This is a genomic window from Thermosynechococcus sp. JY1331 (assembly GCF_031583475.1).
GTDB lineage: Bacteria > Cyanobacteriota > Cyanobacteriia > Thermosynechococcales > Thermosynechococcaceae > Thermosynechococcus.
This window is the reverse complement of sequence record NZ_CP134180.1, coordinates 2,117,990-2,136,388: the sequence shown is the minus strand read 5'-3', so window position 1 is coordinate 2,136,388 and position 18,399 is coordinate 2,117,990. Positions and strand designations below refer to the sequence as shown.

The 18,399-nt window shown below is 52.3% G+C and carries 22 protein-coding genes; 9 read left to right on the top strand and 13 right to left on the bottom strand.

The window, feature by feature from the left end; translation table 11 throughout:
• Window positions 1-4: 4 nt before the first annotated feature.
• Together RHJ31_RS10605 and hslO are read right to left on the bottom strand one after the other, a co-directional pair.
• Complete coding sequence (locus RHJ31_RS10605; protein WP_206201391.1) at window positions 5-1,378, bottom strand: 1-acyl-sn-glycerol-3-phosphate acyltransferase; 1,374 nt, start codon at window positions 1,376-1,378, stop codon at window positions 5-7.
• Window positions 1,379-1,404: 26 nt separating this feature from the next.
• Window positions 1,405-2,304, bottom strand: coding sequence for an Hsp33 family molecular chaperone HslO (hslO, locus tag RHJ31_RS10600; RefSeq protein ID WP_302676556.1), 900 nt, complete (start codon window positions 2,302-2,304; stop codon window positions 1,405-1,407).
• A 139-nt stretch (window positions 2,305-2,443) separates the two neighbouring features.
• Here hslO and mazG point away from each other — a divergent pair, with 139 nt between their 5' ends.
• Window positions 2,444-3,565 carry a nucleoside triphosphate pyrophosphohydrolase gene (mazG, locus tag RHJ31_RS10595; RefSeq protein ID WP_310445804.1) on the top strand — a complete coding sequence of 374 codons (1,122 nt, stop codon included), beginning with the start codon at window positions 2,444-2,446 and terminating at the stop codon, window positions 3,563-3,565.
• On the opposite strand, the gene RHJ31_RS10590 is transcribed toward mazG, so the two are convergent.
• From RHJ31_RS10590 to trxA, 3 genes are read right to left on the bottom strand one after another with little or no spacing between them, the layout of a single operon-like run.
• On the bottom strand, window positions 3,562-5,310 hold the full coding sequence (locus tag RHJ31_RS10590; protein ID WP_302676555.1) for an ABC transporter substrate-binding protein: 1,749 nt from the start codon (window positions 5,308-5,310) through the stop codon (window positions 3,562-3,564). The two genes, mazG and RHJ31_RS10590, sit on opposite strands and share 4 nt — an antisense overlap.
• Window positions 5,310-5,531 carry a sulfur carrier protein ThiS gene (gene thiS / locus RHJ31_RS10585; protein ID WP_206201394.1) on the bottom strand — a complete coding sequence of 74 codons (222 nt, stop codon included), beginning with the start codon at window positions 5,529-5,531 and terminating at the stop codon, window positions 5,310-5,312. The genes RHJ31_RS10590 and thiS overlap by 1 nt, the downstream gene beginning before the upstream one ends.
• 21 nt (window positions 5,532-5,552) lie before the next feature.
• The gene (trxA, locus tag RHJ31_RS10580) at window positions 5,553-5,876 is read right to left on the bottom strand and encodes a thioredoxin (protein ID WP_149817697.1); all 324 of its coding nucleotides are present in this window, start codon (window positions 5,874-5,876) and stop codon (window positions 5,553-5,555) included.
• Window positions 5,877-6,083: 207 nt separating this feature from the next.
• Between trxA and psaX the strand changes: the two genes are divergently transcribed.
• Window positions 6,084-6,194 (top strand): photosystem I protein PsaX, encoded by a 111-nt coding sequence (gene psaX / locus RHJ31_RS10575; RefSeq protein WP_081711791.1) that lies wholly within the window; start codon window positions 6,084-6,086, stop codon window positions 6,192-6,194.
• A gap of 51 nt (window positions 6,195-6,245) precedes the next feature.
• On the opposite strand, the gene RHJ31_RS10570 is transcribed toward psaX, so the two are convergent.
• From RHJ31_RS10570 to RHJ31_RS10550, 5 genes are all read right to left on the bottom strand, one after another.
• Complete coding sequence (locus RHJ31_RS10570; protein WP_302676554.1) at window positions 6,246-6,614, bottom strand: YccF domain-containing protein; 369 nt, start codon at window positions 6,612-6,614, stop codon at window positions 6,246-6,248.
• A complete protein-coding gene (locus tag RHJ31_RS10565; RefSeq protein ID WP_302676553.1) occupies window positions 6,611-6,985 on the bottom strand; it encodes a hypothetical protein in 375 nt (124 codons plus the stop codon). The genes RHJ31_RS10570 and RHJ31_RS10565 overlap by 4 nt, the downstream gene beginning before the upstream one ends.
• 168 nt (window positions 6,986-7,153) lie before the next feature.
• The gene (locus RHJ31_RS10560; protein WP_302676552.1) at window positions 7,154-7,648 is read right to left on the bottom strand and encodes a hypothetical protein; all 495 of its coding nucleotides are present in this window, start codon (window positions 7,646-7,648) and stop codon (window positions 7,154-7,156) included.
• A 49-nt stretch (window positions 7,649-7,697) separates the two neighbouring features.
• A complete protein-coding gene (locus RHJ31_RS10555; RefSeq protein ID WP_302676551.1) occupies window positions 7,698-9,371 on the bottom strand; it encodes a mechanosensitive ion channel family protein in 1,674 nt (557 codons plus the stop codon).
• A 76-nt stretch (window positions 9,372-9,447) separates the two neighbouring features.
• Window positions 9,448-10,182: a glutathione peroxidase gene (locus RHJ31_RS10550; RefSeq protein ID WP_206201397.1), complete on the bottom strand. Its 735-nt coding sequence runs from the start codon at window positions 10,180-10,182 to the stop codon at window positions 9,448-9,450.
• Window positions 10,183-10,354: 172 nt separating this feature from the next.
• On the opposite strand from RHJ31_RS10550, the gene RHJ31_RS10545 reads away from it, so the two are divergent.
• The 3 genes from RHJ31_RS10545 (at window position 10,355) to RHJ31_RS10535 (ending at window position 13,212) form a co-directional block, all read left to right on the top strand.
• A complete protein-coding gene (locus RHJ31_RS10545; RefSeq protein ID WP_302676550.1) occupies window positions 10,355-11,056 on the top strand; it encodes a hypothetical protein in 702 nt (233 codons plus the stop codon).
• A gap of 62 nt (window positions 11,057-11,118) precedes the next feature.
• Window positions 11,119-11,373, top strand: coding sequence for a hypothetical protein (locus tag RHJ31_RS10540; protein WP_206201399.1), 255 nt, complete (start codon window positions 11,119-11,121; stop codon window positions 11,371-11,373).
• 21 nt (window positions 11,374-11,394) lie between these two features.
• A complete protein-coding gene (locus RHJ31_RS10535; protein ID WP_302676549.1) occupies window positions 11,395-13,212 on the top strand; it encodes an HMA2 domain-containing protein in 1,818 nt (605 codons plus the stop codon).
• Window positions 13,213-13,230: 18 nt separating this feature from the next.
• On the opposite strand, the gene RHJ31_RS10530 is transcribed toward RHJ31_RS10535, so the two are convergent.
• Window positions 13,231-13,407: a hypothetical protein gene (locus tag RHJ31_RS10530; protein ID WP_302676548.1), complete on the bottom strand. Its 177-nt coding sequence runs from the start codon at window positions 13,405-13,407 to the stop codon at window positions 13,231-13,233.
• Window positions 13,408-13,470: 63 nt separating this feature from the next.
• Here RHJ31_RS10530 and RHJ31_RS10525 point away from each other — a divergent pair, with 63 nt between their 5' ends.
• Window positions 13,471-13,602 (top strand): hypothetical protein, encoded by a 132-nt coding sequence (locus tag RHJ31_RS10525; protein WP_255451698.1) that lies wholly within the window; start codon window positions 13,471-13,473, stop codon window positions 13,600-13,602.
• Between the two features lie 203 nt (window positions 13,603-13,805).
• Window positions 13,806-14,969: a homospermidine biosynthesis protein gene (gene speY, locus RHJ31_RS10520; protein WP_286649814.1), complete on the top strand. Its 1,164-nt coding sequence runs from the start codon at window positions 13,806-13,808 to the stop codon at window positions 14,967-14,969.
• Here speY and RHJ31_RS10515 read toward each other — a convergent pair.
• Window positions 14,966-15,712 carry a metal ABC transporter ATP-binding protein gene (locus RHJ31_RS10515; protein ID WP_302676547.1) on the bottom strand — a complete coding sequence of 249 codons (747 nt, stop codon included), beginning with the start codon at window positions 15,710-15,712 and terminating at the stop codon, window positions 14,966-14,968. The two genes, speY and RHJ31_RS10515, sit on opposite strands and share 4 nt — an antisense overlap.
• Window positions 15,709-16,659: a metal ABC transporter substrate-binding protein gene (locus RHJ31_RS10510; protein ID WP_302676546.1), complete on the bottom strand. Its 951-nt coding sequence runs from the start codon at window positions 16,657-16,659 to the stop codon at window positions 15,709-15,711. The genes RHJ31_RS10515 and RHJ31_RS10510 overlap by 4 nt, the downstream gene beginning before the upstream one ends.
• Window positions 16,660-16,719: 60 nt before the next feature.
• Between RHJ31_RS10510 and RHJ31_RS10505 the strand changes: the two genes are divergently transcribed.
• Both RHJ31_RS10505 and RHJ31_RS10500 read left to right on the top strand, forming a co-directional pair.
• Window positions 16,720-17,898: a peptidylprolyl isomerase gene (locus RHJ31_RS10505; protein ID WP_302676545.1), complete on the top strand. Its 1,179-nt coding sequence runs from the start codon at window positions 16,720-16,722 to the stop codon at window positions 17,896-17,898.
• Window positions 17,899-17,936: 38 nt separating this feature from the next.
• Window positions 17,937-18,398 carry a pentapeptide repeat-containing protein gene (locus RHJ31_RS10500; RefSeq protein ID WP_206201404.1) on the top strand — a complete coding sequence of 154 codons (462 nt, stop codon included), beginning with the start codon at window positions 17,937-17,939 and terminating at the stop codon, window positions 18,396-18,398.
• The last annotated feature ends 1 nt before the right edge of the window (window position 18,399 follow it).

The following is an 18,399-nucleotide window of genomic DNA, read 5'->3' as shown; positions in this document are numbered from 1 at the left end:
CCCTCTAAGAATCCGTAGGCACAATCAAGGCTTCAAATTGTTGGCGAATCTGGTCAGTGACTTCCTTGACGGCCTGTCGTGCCCCTTGGCGATCGCGACGATACAGCGGCCAATAGCTCTCTAAATTGAGGGGGTCTCCGACACTGAGGCGCACCTGCCGCAAGCCCACCAAGCGATTCACATTTGGGCTTTTTCCCTCTAACCAATCAAACGTCCGCCAGAGGATCAGTGCCACATCGGCAAAGCGATCAATCGTGAATTTCTCACGGATATAGCTACCCGTAATCGAGGTAAATCGCTCCGCAAGACGCATATGACGTAATCGCACATTGGCTTCCTCGGCCAACCAATCGGCTAAACAGCGCTCTACGGCAGACAGTTGTGCCAAATCACCGCGAAACATCCGTTCCCAAGCGGCCTGTTCAATCCGTCGGCAGCGACTCACAAAATCTTCACTGGCCTTAAGACCAAAGTAGGACTCTGCCACTACAAGGGCACTGTTGAGGAGTCGCTGAATCCGTGCTGCCAATTCGGCATTGGGGGAGTCAAAGGGGGGCAGTTCGGGAAAATCTTGGCGGTAGGACGTGGCATAAAAGGTCTCTAGGCGATCCAGCAGGTGCATCGCTAAATTGAGCAGGCGGCGGTAGAGGTCCTGCGGTTCGGTACTCTGAGAATTGGTGGGGCAGCCAAGGCGGTTCTCCAGTTGTGCCATCAGCATGGCCATGCGTTCCCAAGAGGGCTGACTGAGGCTGTACTGAATGCCAACGGGGAGAATGACCACAGGGAGCGATCGCCCCGCCTTCGTCAAATCTTCCAGACACCAAAATCCCAGTTGTGCCACGCCCGGCTCTAAAGGTGCGACCAGTTCATTGTGTTCATTCGTTGCCCCCTCCGGCGCTGCTGCTAGGGGAAATCGTCCCTCCAAGAGTAACTCCCGTGCCGATCGCAGGGCTTGGCTATCGAGCTTGCCGCGCATGATGGAAATCCCCCCCAACCGTGAGAAGAGCCAACCAATTTGCTCCCCTGCCCAGAGGGGAATCCCGCGATCGTAGAGAAAATAACCATTCGTGGGGTGACGCAAGCGAATGCCCAGCCGCCGTGCTGTTTGCGGCAATAGATGCCACATCAAATAGCCCATCACCAAAGGATCATCCGTACAAGGATGGCGAAAGGCAATGAGGAGCCGCACCTGTCCCCGCTGAAACTGCTCGTAATAACGGGCAAGGGTCTCGACATTCACCCCTTCCACCCGATTGAGACCAAGGCCGTAGCGGATGTAAAAGGGCAGGAGCCGTGCCGCCGTCCACCAAACTGGATAGCTAAACCGCTGGGGGAGAAAATGCAACGGGGGTTGGGCAGTCGCAACCACACTGGACATGACGCAAACTCCTCAGAAACAAGGGTTTAGACTGAGGCAGTGGCCAACTCCGCAATCAACTGTTCCAACATCGGCTGATCCGCCCAATAGACAGCATTACAGAACTGACAGGTGGCTTCCGCCTTCGCCTCTGTGGCTAGAATATCCTTTAATTCTGCCTCCCCTAGGAGCTTGAGTGCCGCTAGCATCCGTTCATGGGAACAGCCACAGTGGAAGCGCACCATTTGCCGTTGGGGCAAGAGTTGCAAGTCCATATCCCCAAGGAGTTCCTGAAAGATATCTGGCAGTGTCCGCCCCGCCTGTAGCAGGGGTGTAAAGCCCTTGAGATTGGCCATCCGTTGTTCAAGGGTGGCGATCAGGTGTTCATTATTGGCAGCTTTGGGTAGCACCTGTAACATCAACCCACCGGCGGCAGTCACCCCGGCTTCTTCAACAAAAACGCCTAACATCAGGGCTGAGGGGGTTTGCTCTGAAGTGGCGAGGTAGTAGGTGACATCTTCGGCAATTTCCCCGGAGACAAGCTCCACCGTACTGGAATAGGGATAGCCGTAGCCAAGATCGTGGATGACGTAGAGATACCCCTGATGACCCACTGCCGCACCCACGTCCAGTTTGCCCTTGGCATTGGGGGGCAGTTCAACACTGGGATACTGCACATAGCCGCGAACCGTGCCATCGGCACCCGCATCCGCGAAAACCGTTCCTAGGGGGCCATTGCCTTGAATGCGCACATTCACCCGCGCTTGGGGCTGTTTGAAACTAGAGGCGAGAATTAAGCCAGCGGCCATGGTTCGTCCCAAAGCAGCCGTGGCAACGTAGGAGAGTTGGTGGCGTTGGCGGGCTTCATCGGTGAGTTGAGTGGTAATGACGCCCACGGCACGGATGCCTTCAGCCGCAGCCGTTGCTCGCAACAGAAAATCTGCCATGATTAGCCTAAAGAAATGTTTCGTTACACTTAGTTTATCTCCTTTCAATTGACCCCAAGGGCAGCCACCTGACGGGCAACATTTGGGAGACCCCTAGCAAGAACATCAGGAAATTGGCGATGATAGGCAAACAATCGTGATGCAGCGTCCAGTGATTGCGCCTATGGCCATGTCCTTAACTGTTTTGTCGGCGGCAACTGTCTTGGCAGAAGCAACAGAATTGCCTGAAGGGGGTCTGATTACGGAGATTCCGACGCTGGCGATCGCCCACCGCTTAGCACACCACCTCCGCCACCACTGGCCTTTAGAGACACCCTTGACACTCATTGACGCCCAACACCAGAGCACACTCCTCACCCTTGGCGAATTGGCAGAACTAACAGAGGCCACCTGCCCGCTACAACTGTATGTGCCACCCCCCTTACCAGAGGCACTGATTCAATTTCAACGCTTGATTGACGTGGTTCGAGAACTGCGCCATCCTGAGCGAGGCTGCCCTTGGGATTTGCAGCAAACACCCACCACCCTCATTCCCTACGTTCTTGAGGAGGCCTATGAAGTCGTCCATGCCCTTCAAGAGGGAGACACCGGGGCGATCGCCGAAGAATTGGGAGACCTGTTGCTGCAAGTCGTGCTCCAGAGTCAACTGGCTCAAGAAGCCGATCAATTTACCCTCGCCCAAGTTATTCAAGGGATTACCGATAAGCTGATCCGCCGCCATCCCCATGTCTTTGGTGAAGTGGCACTCACCACTGCGCAAGAGGTGCGCGATCAATGGGAGCAAATCAAAGCGGCTGAAAAAGGGACTGAAGACCGCCTCCCCCTGAGTCAAAAGCTGCAACGCTATGCCCGTACCCTGCCCCCCCTGATGGCGGGTATGAAAATTGGTGAGCGAGCCAGTCGCGCTGGCCTAGATTGGCCAACCATTAGCGGTGCATGGGAGAAATTTTACGAGGAGCTGGCGGAGTTTCAGGAGGCGCTTCTACAAGGGAATGCCGAGCAACAGGCTGCGGAATTGGGAGACCTGCTCTTTAGTGTGATTAACCTTGCCCGCTGGTGCCAACTAGATCCTGTGAATGCCCTGCAACAAACCTACCAACGCTTTATCCAACGCTTGGAGTGTATTGAGGCGGCCATCGATCGCCCCCTTGAAACTTACACCCTAGAAGAACTGGAAGCCCTATGGCAACAGGCGAAGGTACAGTTAGCCGCAGACAACCGAACCGAAGTGCCACCGGAGACCAAACCCAAAGAGGCCTAATCCATGGCTGCCATTTCCACTTTCAGTTCATCGAGATTCCACAGGGCACCCCCCAGCGCCGTGGGATTCGCGCCCACCACATGATTGCGAAAAGCCGTGAGGGAGAGGGGATTCACCAAGTAGATAAAGGGGAGATATTCCTGAGCCAGCCGCTGGGCTTCGGCGTAGATTTGCTTGCGGCGTTCTAGATTGAGTTCCTGTGCTCCCTGCACATAGAGATCACTAATGCGCTGCTCCCAGTCGGCTACCACTCGACCCGTGATCGGCGGTTGGTTGGGTGCCGGTTGCTGATTGAACGTATGCAAAAGGCCATCCACGCGCCAGATATTGGCGCCACTGTTGGGTTCATTGCCACCCCCCGTAAAACCGAGGATATGGGCTTCCCACTCTAGGGAATTGGACAGGCGATCCACTAGTGTACTAAAGGCCAAAAATTGCAGATCCACCTGCATGCCGATCGCCCCCAAGTCCTGCTGAATTTGTGTCGCTATCGCCTCACGGATTTTGTTGCCCGCATTGGTAATCAGTGAAAAGCGGACGCGGTTCCCTTGAGCGTCAAAGAGGCGACCTTGATTGTCGTAGCGGAAGCCTGCCTTTTGCAGTAATGCCTTGGCTTTGGCCACATCGTAACGGTAGGTGGGCAGTCCCTGCTCTGGGGAGAAGTAAAAGGGGCTTTGTACGGGAATCGTTGAGTGTTGGGGCGCCCCTAGGCCTTGGTAGATGTTGTTAATCATCCGCTGGCGATCGAGGGCATAGGCCACTGCCTGCCGGAACCGCACATCGTTAAACCACTCGGACTTCACGGGATCCACAAGGGGCTTGCCATTGCGGCGACCGCGATTGAGATTAAAGGAAAGGAAAAGGGTATTGGGACTCGGCCCACTGTTGTAGATGCGAAACTGGCCGCGCTTTTCTTCCCGCTTGAGGAGGGAAAACATCTCAGGGGTAACGGCAAATAAATCCAGACCGCCCGAGCGAAATTGCAGCATGGCGGTGTCAGTGGATTCCACAATTTGCCAAATAAAGCGTTCCAGATGGGGCAGGGGCGATCGCCAGTAGAAGGGATTGCGCCGAAAAATCAACCGCTGGCTATTCACATAGCGATCCATGACAAAAGGGCCATTCCCCACAATTTGCCGTGGATCCGTATCAGTTCCCCACATGGACAAAAACTTCAACCGCCCTTGGCTATCCCGTTCTCGTACCGCTTGCCGCAGCAGATGGGCGGGTAAAATCGGCAAGCCAGTATTGCGTAAAAACGGCGCAAAGGGTTCAGGGAGCTTAAACGTCACTTGGCGATCGCCTTGGGCGGTCACTTCGGGCAGCAGCCCCTTCTGGCCAATACGGAGAATATCGCGGCTACTGGTGGGAATCTCAGGATTGAAATAGATCTCATTGTAGGTGAAGACCACATCCTCACTGGTGAGGGGCATCCCATCCGACCATTTCAGATTCGGCTTGAGTTGAAAGACAATCTCGAGGGTTTCAGGCTTAATTTGCCAAGATTCAGCGAGGGCTGGCTCTAGCTCACCCGTGAGGCCATTTTCTTGAATTAACCCTGTATAAAGGTAGCTAAAGACATTGGGGGATTCTTGGCTCAGGGCATAGTTAAAGGTTTTTGGGTCTGAGGTGACGGCGGTCACCAATTGGTTGCCACGCGGCGTAATTAGGCCAGCACAGCTTCCGAGGCTGAGGGTGCATAGACAAACCAGTAGCGCAATTAGAGGCCATCGCCACCTGCGCATCAGCCGCCACCGACAATCGTGACAATTTCCAAGCGATCGCCCGCCTGCACATAGGTGGTTTCCCAAAACTGCCGATGTAAAATCTCACCATTGTATTCAATGGCAACAAGGCGGGGGTGAATGTTGAGCAGGTCACAGAGTTCTGGAATCGAGAGCGATCGCCTCAGGGTGCAAGGAGTGCCATTGACATGGATGACAATCGCTGGCTCAACAGGAACCATAGCAGTAGGGGCGTATCCAGCTTAGAGGAACTGGGCAAGGGTTGCTTCAATTTTGGTTTTGGGTACTGCACCCACCAAAATATCCACCTTTTGACCGCCCTTGAAAATCATCAGTGTTGGGATACTGCGAATACCGTAGTCGGTGGCCACCTTAGAGTTTTCATCAGTATTCACCTTGACAACCTTGACCCTGCCCTGATACTCATTGGCAATTTCGTCAACAACGGGAGCCACCATGCGACAGGGTCCACACCAAGGCGCCCAAAAGTCCACCAGTACAGGAATATCACTATTTAATACTTCTTCTTCAAAGGTGGCATCTGTAACGGACAATGCACTGGACATAAACAGAACCCTTATAACGAATCTGTAGCCTTAAAAATATACTCTAGCAACCTTTAGACCAATCTTGGGCTTTAGATTATTTTTTGATACCCTAGGCAGTCTAGCTCGCGGCTAGGTTTGATTTGCAGTATATCACGTCGCCCTCGGCATACAGGAGACTATCGGCGTATAATAGGACTGCCGTTTCCTATCCAGAGGATGTCAACTATGGCAACAAAATCTGCAAAACCCACCTACGCTTTCCGTACCTTCTGGGCTGTGCTGCTGTTGGCCATTAACTTCTTGGTTGCCGCCTACTACTTTGGCATCCTCAAGTAGGACTTCAGAGGAAGGAATTGAGGGGGCGCCTTAGCCCCCAATGATTGAGCATCACCTCAACGTGCGGCCAAAGGGTAGCAATCCTAAAATCATCAGCTTGAAGTGCTGCTGCGCAAAGGGCAGGCCAATAATCGTCACCGCCAAGAGCAATCCCCAAAAGAGGTGATTGAGGGCAATACCCCAGCCCACGACCAAAAGCCACAGGATATTAAAGATCATCGTTAGGGTGCTGTTGGCATCGGGCGCTTCAACAACTTGCTTGCCAAAAGGAAACAGAGCACTCCAGCCGAGTTCTATGGCTTTAATCCCAAAAGGAATGCCAATGATCGTGAGGCAGAGGGTCAGACCACCAATCATATAGCCAATACCCGTCAGGAAGCCACCAAAGATTAGCCAAATGATATTGCCCAGAAGACTCATGATCCGCTGCTCCAAACATTACCTAGGCCTAGTCTAGCAAGTAGCCAGTCGAGGAATTCTGCATAGGCAATCTGAGTCTGGAACCATGACGGTGGCAGTTGTCCAAAATAGGTCATCGCAAACTCAACTCTCACATCCCGTTCACGGTTGTAGCGCTGTTGGGGTGTAAGTGCATTATCTTGGAGGGAAAGGCGCAGGAGTCGCTGCACCCTCTCGGCTGGAATTTCCTTTTGGAACTGTGGTGCTTGGTAGGCATAGGCACTATAGAGTTGAGGTCGCTCTGTAGGAAGCAGCGCTAAGCACCACTGCTGAACGATTTCTCGACACTGAGGTATCTGCTCCTGAAGAAGAGCGTGCGCTTCTTGAACCACTGCTAGGGAACCTTGCTTCAGTAATAGTTGTGACTCAAGTGTTTGACAATTTGACCCATTGCAGCCTCACAGATCACTCCTCCTGTGCGTAGCAACTCACCACTAAAAAGCCCATTCAGAATGTCTGGAGTAACGTCAAAAGTGACTGTGAGCGGAAATTGTATGATGTTACCCTACCTTAGTAAAGTACCGATCAATGATTTCAGGATCAACTGCTTTTGAAATCTCTTCTACCGTTGCATTACCAACTAACTGAGAAAGTGCTTCTTCTAAATCAATCAAGCTTTTTGCTTTATTTCTGAAATCAATCGAGGAAACACTAGGATCTAGCTTGATTTTGACTAAAAAGAAATCTGTTTCTCTACAGTCTTTTTGATTTATTATTTTTTTATTTGTCCAAATTATATCGCAATCTTGGTTAGAACAGCTATAGATATATTTCACTTTCCGAAGGAGAAGGTTGCAACTTTGCTTATCTAGAGATTTACTAATATTCTCAATAAATTTACAATCTGATTCGCGAATTGCTAAAATCAGAAATAGATTTCTTTCAGAAGGCAAGTTGTTTTTTATGATATCTAATAAAATACTCCCAGCAACTAAAACTAATACTACACCTGCACTAATCACTAAAAGATTGAGACTAAAACTGAAAAAATTCATACCCTTAACCTTCATATTTAGAGTTTGTTAACGGATTCAATGACTTGGGCTATTTCGGTAGCGTAATGCGGAAGCCGGGGGGGAGATAGTCATCCCCTAAGTAGTTGCTGGGAATCGTGCTGGTGTTGCCATCCCGCAGTGCCAAGTAGCTTGGTGACATGATTTCGATACCCGCTTCGTTGCAGGCGTCTTGGAGGTTTTGATGCAATTCAGAAATGGTATAGCGTAGCCCCTTCCAGTTACGGGTGTAAACATTCAGCTCATAGGCGATGTGGTAGTCATTGAGGGCAATTTGCAACACAAAGGGGGCAGGATCATTGAGGATGTTTGTAGTGCGGCGACCCGCCTCAATCATGGCTGCATAAACGTCGCGCCAAGGGACATCATAGCCAAGGGTAATCGTGGTTTGCAAAATCAAGGGCTGACCCATTTCCCGAATGGCTACAGCGTAATTGATGACTGTGCTGTTGAGCAGTGACGAGTTGGGAACTGTAATCACTTGATTATTGAAGGCACAAATACGGGTGACAAGGAGCGTTTTTTGTACCACAATCCCCTTAACATCGCCGATTTGAATGAGGTCGCCCACCTGAAAGGAGCGAGTATAGATGAGAATGACGCCACCCACCACGTTGGCGATCGCCGAGGTGGAACCCAAGGAAAAGAGAATCCCCAAAAACACAGAAATACCTCGGAAGGCTGGGGAGTCAAAGCCGGGTAAGTAGGGAAAGACAACGACTGCCGCCAAAGCAATAATTAAAATTTGCAGCAGGTTGTAGGTGGGTTTTGCCCAATCGGTGTAGAAGCCCGGAATGACCAAACGCTCGGTTTCAAGGGCATAAAAAATCGCCCGCACCCCTTTCAAGATGTAGTAGGTGATAGCCACAATGACGGCGATCGCCACCAGATTAGGCAGATAGTTGCCAATACTCGTGAGAATAAATTCAAGGGAACCCAAGAAGTGATTGAGAAAATTCTTGCCAAAGGCGCGTGTCCAAGGAAAGAGACTGAAAACAAACGTCAGGTACAGATAGAGGATAAATAGCAGCAGCGCCAACCGCGTAAACTGCAATATCCGCAATAGCCAAAGCTCAACCGTTTCCTGAGAAATAATCTCAAAATTTTGCAGGCGTAAAGGGGGAATCCGCTCGCCACCCCAGCGGCTTACCGGCGGGAAAATCTTACCGGAGATGCGAATAATCACTGAACAGAGGATCAGGGTGAGAATCGTTGTTAAAACTGCAAAAACAGTATTTTTGAGCAGGTTTTGGGGAACGCGATCTTGGCGATAACGGGTAATGGCCTCACGAATGCGCTGGGCGAGTTCAATCGCTATTTCTTCTTGCGTTTCTAGGCGATCGCCCACATCGGCTTTTGTAATGGTGACGAGCGGGCGGTTGTCTTGAACCACGCTGACATTGTCGCGATCGCCCACTCTTTTGATGGTAATGCTCTCAACGGGAATATCTTCATCCTCTGCCACTTGCAGGATACGGCGTTGAATCGCTGCCGCCCGTTCCTCGGGGGTAAAGGAGCCAATGCCTTCACGCACCTCAAACAAAACTTCGCCATCGAGGATCACTGGGTATTCCTGAATCTCAGCCGCCGCTGGGGGTACTTGGGCATCTTGCGCCATTAAAGGCCACTGTGCCTGCCCCACCACCAGTAAAAAAGTGAACAATAGGCACAGGAAAAAGCGTGTCCAAAAGCGTGGCTTTGTCATAGATGGCGGGGATGCAGGCAGTTCATTCTCCATTTTTGGGTGAAATCCTTGCCTGCCGCTGCTTTAGCGAAGATCCTTAACAATTGGTCGCTAGGTACTCTGCCAGTGCCTCCGAACCGCCAATGTATTGGCCGTCAATAAAGACTTGAGGAACCGTTGTTGCCCCTGTCACTGCTTGGAGCGATCGCAGGCTAGCCGCCTCACCGATGACAATCTCATCGTAGTGAATACCCTTTTGCGCAAGCATGGTTTTGGCGTTGGCGCAGTAGGGACAGCCCCGCTTCGTAAATAGGGAAACACATTGCCGCTTGTAGCCGGGGTTGAGATAGCAGAGCATCGTTTCCGCATCCGAGACCTTAAAGGGGTCGCCGGGTTCTTCGGGTTCAATGAACATTTTCTCGATGACGCCATCCTTCACCAGCATTGAATAACGCCAAGAGCGCTTGCCAAAGCCAAGGTCTTCCTTATCGACAAGCATTCCCATGCCCGCGGTAAACTCACCATTACCATCGGGAATGAGGCGCACATTCTCGGCTTGCTGGGTTTTGCCCCACTCATTCATGACAAAGGCATCATTCACGGAAATGCAGAGGATATCATCCACGCCACAGTTACGAAATAGGGGTGCTAATTCGTTGTAGCCGGGGAGATGGGTTGAAGAACAGGTAGGGGTGAAAGCGCCCGGCAAAGCAAACACAACAACGGTTTTGCCATTGAACAAATCATTGGTAGTCACATTGACCCATTGATCGCCTTCACGGGTGCGAAAGGTGACTTCGGGAACACGTTGCCCTTCACGGTTGGGTAGCATGGTGGAGTCCTCTACATAACCTTACTTCCTAAAGTGTAATCGTTATGACTTTGATTTGTCAAGCGACAATGGCTCGTTTTTGATCTCAGGTGCTCCCCTCTAACCTAGGAAGTGATCTACAGCCTTCTGATATGGTCTCCTGATTGACAGGCTATTTGGAAAACTTTGTGGCTTGACTCAAGTTTGCTATCGTACAGGTAGACTTACTCAGCGTACGATTACGACCACAACCTTTGGCGAGCTTCTGATGGAAGAACTGCTTAAAACCAGCCAAGAATTAGCTGAACTGTTCCCTGACGGTGCGATTTTTATTGGCGGAATCGCAGTTTATCTGCATAGCAAATCCCAAGGTCTATTGCATCTTGCTGAAAGCAGTCATGATGGAGACTTCTACATCTCCCTTATTGATTTTGCAGATTTACGAGATTTGGAAGAGATCACACCAAATCGGCGCTTAAATAAGTATCAGCTCATTAAGAATGGATGGGAATTTGATGTCTATGTTGAAAGAAATAATCATCTCGCTATACCCTTTTGTGAGGTCAATGCAGAAAAAATAGTTATTGATAATTTGCCCTGTGCGTGTTTAGAGCATTTATTAATTCTTAAGTTAGATGCTTATTCTGACAGGTTTCATTCATCAAAAGGCGATAAAGATAAGCGAGATATTATTCGCATCTTAAACATGATGAAAAGTCCAAGAATTGATATTTTGAAAAACTACTTAGATCAAGAAAAAATAAAACTCATTAAATTGGCAATTAGTGATAATTCAAAGTATCTAGAAATGTGCAAAAACAATTCTCAACAAGCAAGTGCATTACGTAAGTCAACACAGAAAAATAGTCAAATTTTGCTCGATTTAGAAGTATGAGAAAACTATATCGCGTTTTTATACCACCGCCAAAATATGAGAAAAGGTGTTACTCCTATGAAATGATTTATACACTTGAGGAAATATGTGAAAAAGCGGGCTACAAATTAAAAGTAACAGGATGCCTAACACCGAAAATAATTTTCGCAGAAAAAGAAAATACAATTGCTTTTGATCGAGAGGGAAATCCAATCTATATCGTAGATGTTAGAGGTATTGATTTGTCGAGACCTGAAGGGTGGGAAATGATTTTGGAAACATTAGCCTATGGCTTTATGGATTACGCCACACGAGAAACGGTGCGTCACCTGTCTTGATTGAACTTCAGGGGAGCGTTGATGGAGCAGCAAATTGTCCATGCCACAACAGGACGGGTGCGATTTCGGGTGCCGCGTGTGCAGCGAGATTCGGCCTACGGAGAGTTATTGGTGCAGTTGTTGGAGTCTTTGGCCATTGTCGAGCGGGTACGGCTCAATCCCCAAGCGGCAACGGTGGTGGTGGAGTATCAACCCCATTTGCTCCATGAAGCGGCGGTCTATGAAAGTTTGAATCACTGTTTTCAGCAAGCCATGGTGGCCATGCCGCAGCCCTTGCCGGAGAGTGCGGCTCCTGCGGATGCGATCGCCCTTGAAGATTACGAAGCACAAGTCGAGGCCGATGCTCGCCTTGAAACCGATTGGGAACGCTTGGGTCTGCCCTTGGTGGCCTTGGGGGTCTCGCTCCTCAGTGTGCCCTTGGAATTGCCCTTCGCGGTGGTTGGGGCAACGGTCTTGGCCAGTGCTTGGCCGTGGTTTCAGCGGGTGGGGCATCAGATGCGTCAGGGGCATCCCCCGAATGTGGATTTGCTCGATAGCCTCTGGATGGCACTGCATACCGTCAATGGCCAGTTCTTAGCGCCTGCATTGAAGACCACGTTGGTCGGGGTACGGGCAGATGTGCGCGATCGCCAGCGACGACAACAGTTGCATCGATATCCCAGTGTCTTGATGGCTCACTACGAACACCTGACGGTGGAACGCCAAGGACACTCCCTGACGATTGAAAGTCAGGAGTTACAAGTGGGAGATCTCCTGTGGCTGCAGCCGGGGGATGTTGTGCCCGTAGATGGCAGTGTTGTTGCTGGATTGGCAGAAGTGGAGCCTGCCCATTTTGAATTCTCGCGACAGGTGTGGGTGTGTCGTCCCGGCGATGCTCTCTATGCCGGCTGTCAAATCCTGACAGGACAAGTCCAGCTGCGGGTGATGCGCACCGGTTGGCAAACGCGCCTTGGTCTCATTACAGATCTGCTACACACTGAACCGGTTTATGACAGTGCCCTTGCCCACCAACAGGGGGAATTTGCGCGCCATGCGGTGCTGCCAACCCTTGCCCTCAGTGGTGCCCTCTGGTTGGCTACGGGAGCCTATGGGCCAGCGATCGCCCCGTTACAATTTGACTTTGGCAGTGGTGTGCAACTGTCGCTGCGGACGGTAATGCTCTCGGCGCAGGTATTTGCTGTGCAACAGGGGATCTATTTACCCACCGCTGGTACTTTAGAGCAACTGGCACAACTAGAGAGCTTGGTGATTGATGCGCGCGCAGGTCTTCCCCAGCCCCAACGGGCACAAATCCTGATTCAGCAATTGCGACACCTTGGCCTTCATATCTATCTGCTGCAAGATCAAGGCTCGCCCCTTGAGGGCACCACAGATCTGACGAGCGATCGCCTCACCGATCTACAGGCCTACCTCGTGGGTAAGCGGCGGCGGGTGGGTTGGATTAGCTTTGGTGACACCTGCTCCTGTCCTGAAGCCACATGGCTACCGATTCGCTGGCAGCCCCCTACCTTTGCCCCCAATGCCAAAGTGGTCGTTCTCTTGGATGGCGACTGGTCTGCCCTTGGCCGTGGCATGGCCATTGCCCGCGATGCCCTAGAGCGCACCTATCAAAATGTCGCCTTGATTTCTCTACCCAATTTAGCCGTTACCTTTGGCGGCATGTTTTTGGGCTTGCATCCTGTGGTCAATGTCGTCACCAACAACGCCACTGCTTTTATGGCCGAGTTTTGGCATGGAAACTCACCCCAGTTTCGTACCGCCCTATTGCCAAGTACACCAACGACCGTCCCCCTGCAACCGCTGCCCCTAGAATCCCCGCAACTAGCGGTGGCCTTATAGAGCGAGGCTATCAAAGCGTCAATAGCGCTGCTTCAAGAAGGTGAGCAGCGACCAAAGTCCCGTCAACCAACTGGCAATCGCAAGGATTAAGAAAATTCCTCCCGGCAGCATCGTCAGCCAACCGGTTCCTCGCAAGAGGTAGAGAATGAGGAAGACGGTGAAACAAGTACCAAAAACATAATAGGCACGGCGCACGGCAAATTAGGTAATGAAGTGTTATAGTGATCTCGTAATGTAAGGGCATGGGACTTGTCAACAGTGAAACAATTGACGTTGATGGGCTATCCCAACATCACCACTTGGTATCTCGAAATGGGGTTGCGCCAACGGCGAGCAGCCATCCCTGCACTCTCGGTTGTGGATAATTGCGAAGGACCGAGTATGAGCTGATCGGCCTGCAACTGGAGGTTCACACCGTTGTGAACTGGGTCGATCAGAAGTGTTGAGCACGTTCCGCCCTGTTACGGCACTTTAAGTTTTTAGCTATTCAAAATCATGAAACACCCCTCAGCGGGTTAAGCAATGCTATGGTTGGGGTAGTTCCCGCCTGAGCGGCTGCGCCTGCTGTGGAATTAGCTTGCGAGGAACGACCGATGTCTGCATTTGCTACCCCCATTACCCCTGCTCCCATTCCCGATAATATCAGCCTGACAGAACTCATTGATAAATACTTCACCGCCTATAACTCAGCACGGCTACGGGAAATTTGCCAATTGTTGAGCCAACGGGTGTTTCGGCCAGAAGTGACGGTTGGTCTGAGCCTCTCAGGGGCGATGACGCCTGCGGGTTTGGGAATCTCGGCTCTGGCGCCTTTGGTGCGCGCTGGGTTTATTGATTACATCATCAGTACTGGAGCAAACCTCTACCACGATATTCACTATGCCCTCGGCATGGATCTCTATGCGGCGCATCCTTTTGTCGATGATGTGCAACTGCGCAAGGAAAGCAAAATCCGCATCTATGACATTATCTTTGACTACGATGTGCTCCTTGAAACCGATGCGTTTTTGCGGCAAGTGCTGCGCAGTGAAACCTTCCAACGCCGCATGGGCACCGCCGAGTTTCACTATCACCTAGGGCGCTATGTCCGCGAACTGGAAGTGCAGCGGGGACAAACCCATTCCTGTCTCTTGGCCACGGCCTATGAGTGTGGGGTGCCCATTTACACCTCCTCCCCCGGTGATAGCTCCATTGGTATGAATGTGGCGGCGATCGCCCTCGAAGGGTCGAAACTGATCATTGACCCCGCCATTGATGTCAATGAAACCGCTGCGATTGCTTACTTTGCCCGCGAAGCCGCTGAGGGAAATGGTAAGAGCGCCGCTCTCATTATTGGTGGCGGGAGTCCGAAAAACTTCCTGCTGCAAACCCAGCCACAGATCCACGAGGTTTTGGGATTAGAGGAACGGGGGCACGATTACTTTATTCAGATTACCGATGCGCGGCCGGATACGGGTGGCCTCTCGGGCGCTGTGCCCAGTGAAGCCGTCAGTTGGGGCAAGGTGGATCCCCAAGGGTTGCGGGATACCGTAGTCTGCTACACCGATAGCACGATCGCTCTTCCCATCCTTACCGCCTACTGCCTCAATCGTTGTCAACCCCGTCCCCTCAAACGCCTCTACGATCGCCGCGGCGAAATGGTCGAACGCCTGCAGCAGCTCTACCTGCAAGCGCAACTTCAGCACAAGGTGAAAGACCTGCCCCCTGCAGCACCTGTAGCCACCTATCCCTGTGGTACGCCGATTCGTCGGGGCTAATCACAGCGGCGGGGGATCCGCAGGGATCCCTCGAAGGCTCGCGCGAGATTTTCAGGGGTAAAGACCTCACTGGTGCGGCCATAGGCTAGGATGCTGCGGTTCACCAGCACCACCTGATCACAAAAGGTGGTAATCGAGGAGAGATCGTGGGTGGAGATGAGAATCGTGTGCCCCTCCTCCCGCTCCGCCATGAGGAGATCAATAATCAGTTTCTCCGTTTTTACATCCACACCCGCAAAGGGTTCATCCAAGAGCAACACCTGTGCTTCTTGGGCAAAGGCGCGGGCAAGGAACATTCGCTTCTTTTGTCCGCCGGAGAGTTCGCCAATTTGGCGGTGCCGCAAGGGCCACAATTCCACCTGTTCTAGACTTTCCCGTACCCGCTGGCGATCGCGCGCGGTTGGTTGGCGCAGCCAGTTCATTTTGCCATAGCGCCCCATCATCACAACATCCCAAACCCGCAGCGGAAACTGCCAGTCCACATCTTCACTCTGGGGGACATAGGCCACCAAGGACTGCCGTTGTACCTGCTGTCGGGGTAAGCCATGAATGCGCACCTGACCTCGGATCGGCTTGACAAACCCCATGATGGCCTTGAAAAGGGTGGATTTACCCGCCCCATTCATGCCCACCACCCCACAGATCGTACCGGCGGGCAGTTGCAGCGTTGCCCCATGGAGGGCAAGATGGCGATGATAGGCCACCGTCACATCTTGTAAATCAATGGCAGGGCTAGAAATCATGAGGCTGTCCTCCCGGTGAGACCGCGAATCAGGGTGTGGATGTTGTAGCGCAGGAGCTCAAGATAGGTGGGGGCATTGCCCTCAGGGGACGATAGGGAATCCACATAGAAAATGCCGCCAAATGTGGCGCCAGACTCCCGCGCCACCTGTTGTTGCGGACCGGCATTAACCGTACTTTCGCAAAAGACAGCGGGAATCTGTTGCCGTCGCACAATGTCAATCACCCGTGTCATTTGTCGCGGCGTCCCTTCCTCATCGGCATTCACAGGCCAGAGATACACTTCCTCAAGGTCATAGTCCCGCGCTAGGTAGGAGAAGGCACCTTCACAGGTGACGATGTAGCGTTTGTTGGCGGGGAGGGCTGCTAGGGCTTGACGTAGCTCTTGATCAAGGGCGCGAATTTGGGCTTTATAGGCTGCGGCGTTGGCGGCATAGATCTCCGCGCCAGCAGGATCGAGGTCTGTGAGCGCTTTGCGAATGTTCTCAACATAAATCAGGGCATTTTGGGGTGACATCCAAGCATGGGGATTGGGCGCTCCGCGGTAGGCCCCCTCTTGAATGGGAATGGGGGTAATCCCCTCTGTGAGCGTGACGCGGGGCACATTCGGTAGGCTGTTGTAGAAGCGATCGCCCCAGCGTTCGAGGCCAAGGCCATTTTCTAAAATGAGGGCAGCTTCCTGTCCCCGCACAAGGTCACTAGGAGTGAATTCATAGCCGTGGACTTCCGCTCCCGCTTTAATGAGTGACTCCACCCGCAGGCGATCGCCCGCCACCGCTTGTGCCATATCCGCAAGGACTGTAAACGTGGTCAGCACCAAGGGGCGTTCATCCCGGTCGGTTTGCATTTGACCAGTTGTTTCCCGCTGCTCAGGCGCAAGAGCGGCACATCCCCCCACTACGAGTACTCCCACCAATAACCAACTCAGTTGCCGCATTGCATTTTCCATTTTCATAATCCTTTCATAATTCTCAGCCTAACACAGAAGCTTCAAGAAAATGAAATAAAAATGAAAAACTCCCCCTTGGAGGGCGATCGCCCTGTCCGATACACTGGGGGGAGACGGTCATGGGAAGAAACGGTGAAACGACGCAAACGCTGGCTTGCTGTTTTGGTGATACTACTCCTCTGGTTGGGAACCTTCCTGCTGCCGCCACTGGCGATCGCGCTGCCTGTTGACCATCCATTAATTGCTGCCCTGCCCCAAGGGAATGCCATTACTGATCCCAAAGCGCTGCTCCGTTGGGCCTTACCGATTGACAATCCAACGGTACGAGAACTGCAAAAGGATCTAGAACAAATCTCTTTTTGGGTGCGGGGCAAACAGTGGTCAAAAATTGCCAGTAACATCAGCAAGGCGAAAGCCATTGTTCGCGATCGCGCCGATGAACTGCTCAAAAGTATCCCTGCCGAGAAACAGGAGGCGGCCAAAACCCTCTTGGCGGAGTTAGAGACCTCCCTCGATACACTTCAGGAAGCCGCCAAAGCCAAAGATCGCAGCCAACTCTTGCCCGCTAAAGCCGCTGCCCTCGACAAAGTGGGGGACTTGGAGGCCATGATGGTACAAAACGTGAGCTATACGCCTCCCAAGGACTACGAACACCTGCCGCGATTGCTGGGCCGTGCCACCGTGGCAATGGAAACCACTAAGGGGAACCTGACGATTGTTGTCGATGGTTACAGTGCCCCCCTGACCGCCGGCAACTTTGTGGATTTAGTACAGCGCCACTTCTACGACGGCCTCCCCTTTACCCGTGCTGAGGAATCCTATGTGCTGCAAGCAGGGGATCCCCCAGGGCCAGAGGTGGGCTTTATTGATCCAGAAACGAACCAATACCGTGCCATTCCCCTTGAAATTCTGGTGGAGGGCGACAAGTATCCCCTCTATGGCATCACCCTTGAGGATGCGGGTCGTTACCTCGAACATCCTGTGCTGCCGTTTGCTGCCTATGGCACCGTTGCCTTAGCCCGACCCAGTGATGATCCCAATGGTGGTTCCTCGCAGTTTTTCTTTTTGCTCTTTGAACCGGAGTTGACCCCCGCAGGACTGAACCTTTTGGATGGTCGCTATGCCGTCTTTGGCTATGTCGTGGAGGGAGAAGAAACCCTGCGGCAACTGCGCCAAGGGGATAAAATTCTCTCGGCTAAGGTGGTGGATGGCCTTGAAAATCTGGTACAACCGGCGTAGGTTAGGATGTCCAGTATAGACACCGTTGAGAGAGTGCGATGATTGCCAAGGTTGCGCCTGCCCTTTTCCTGCTCCTAGTCAGTACCCCTGCTTGGGCCGCCAATCCAGCCCATTTAGAACAACTGCGGCGCACGGGCAACTGCCCCAACTGTGATCTCAGCTATGCCCGCTTACGGGGTCGGAATCTTCAGGGAGCGGATCTGCGAGGAGCCAACCTCAATGCGGCTAACTTGCGTGGTGCTAACCTCAGCAGCGCCAACCTCAGCGGGGCTGTCCTCAATAACGCTGATTTAACGAAGGCCAATCTCACCAATGCCAACCTCAGCGGGGCAAGCCTACTCATCACCCGTTTGGATCGAGCCATTCTCGGGGGGGCAAAGTTAGTGGATGCGATTCTCGGGGGGCGCGATCGCCTAGCACGGGTACGGACATTCCGCGATGCCACCTTGCCCAGTGGGGAAAAGGCCTTCTTTTTAGAAGAACCCAGCCGCCGTCGCTAGC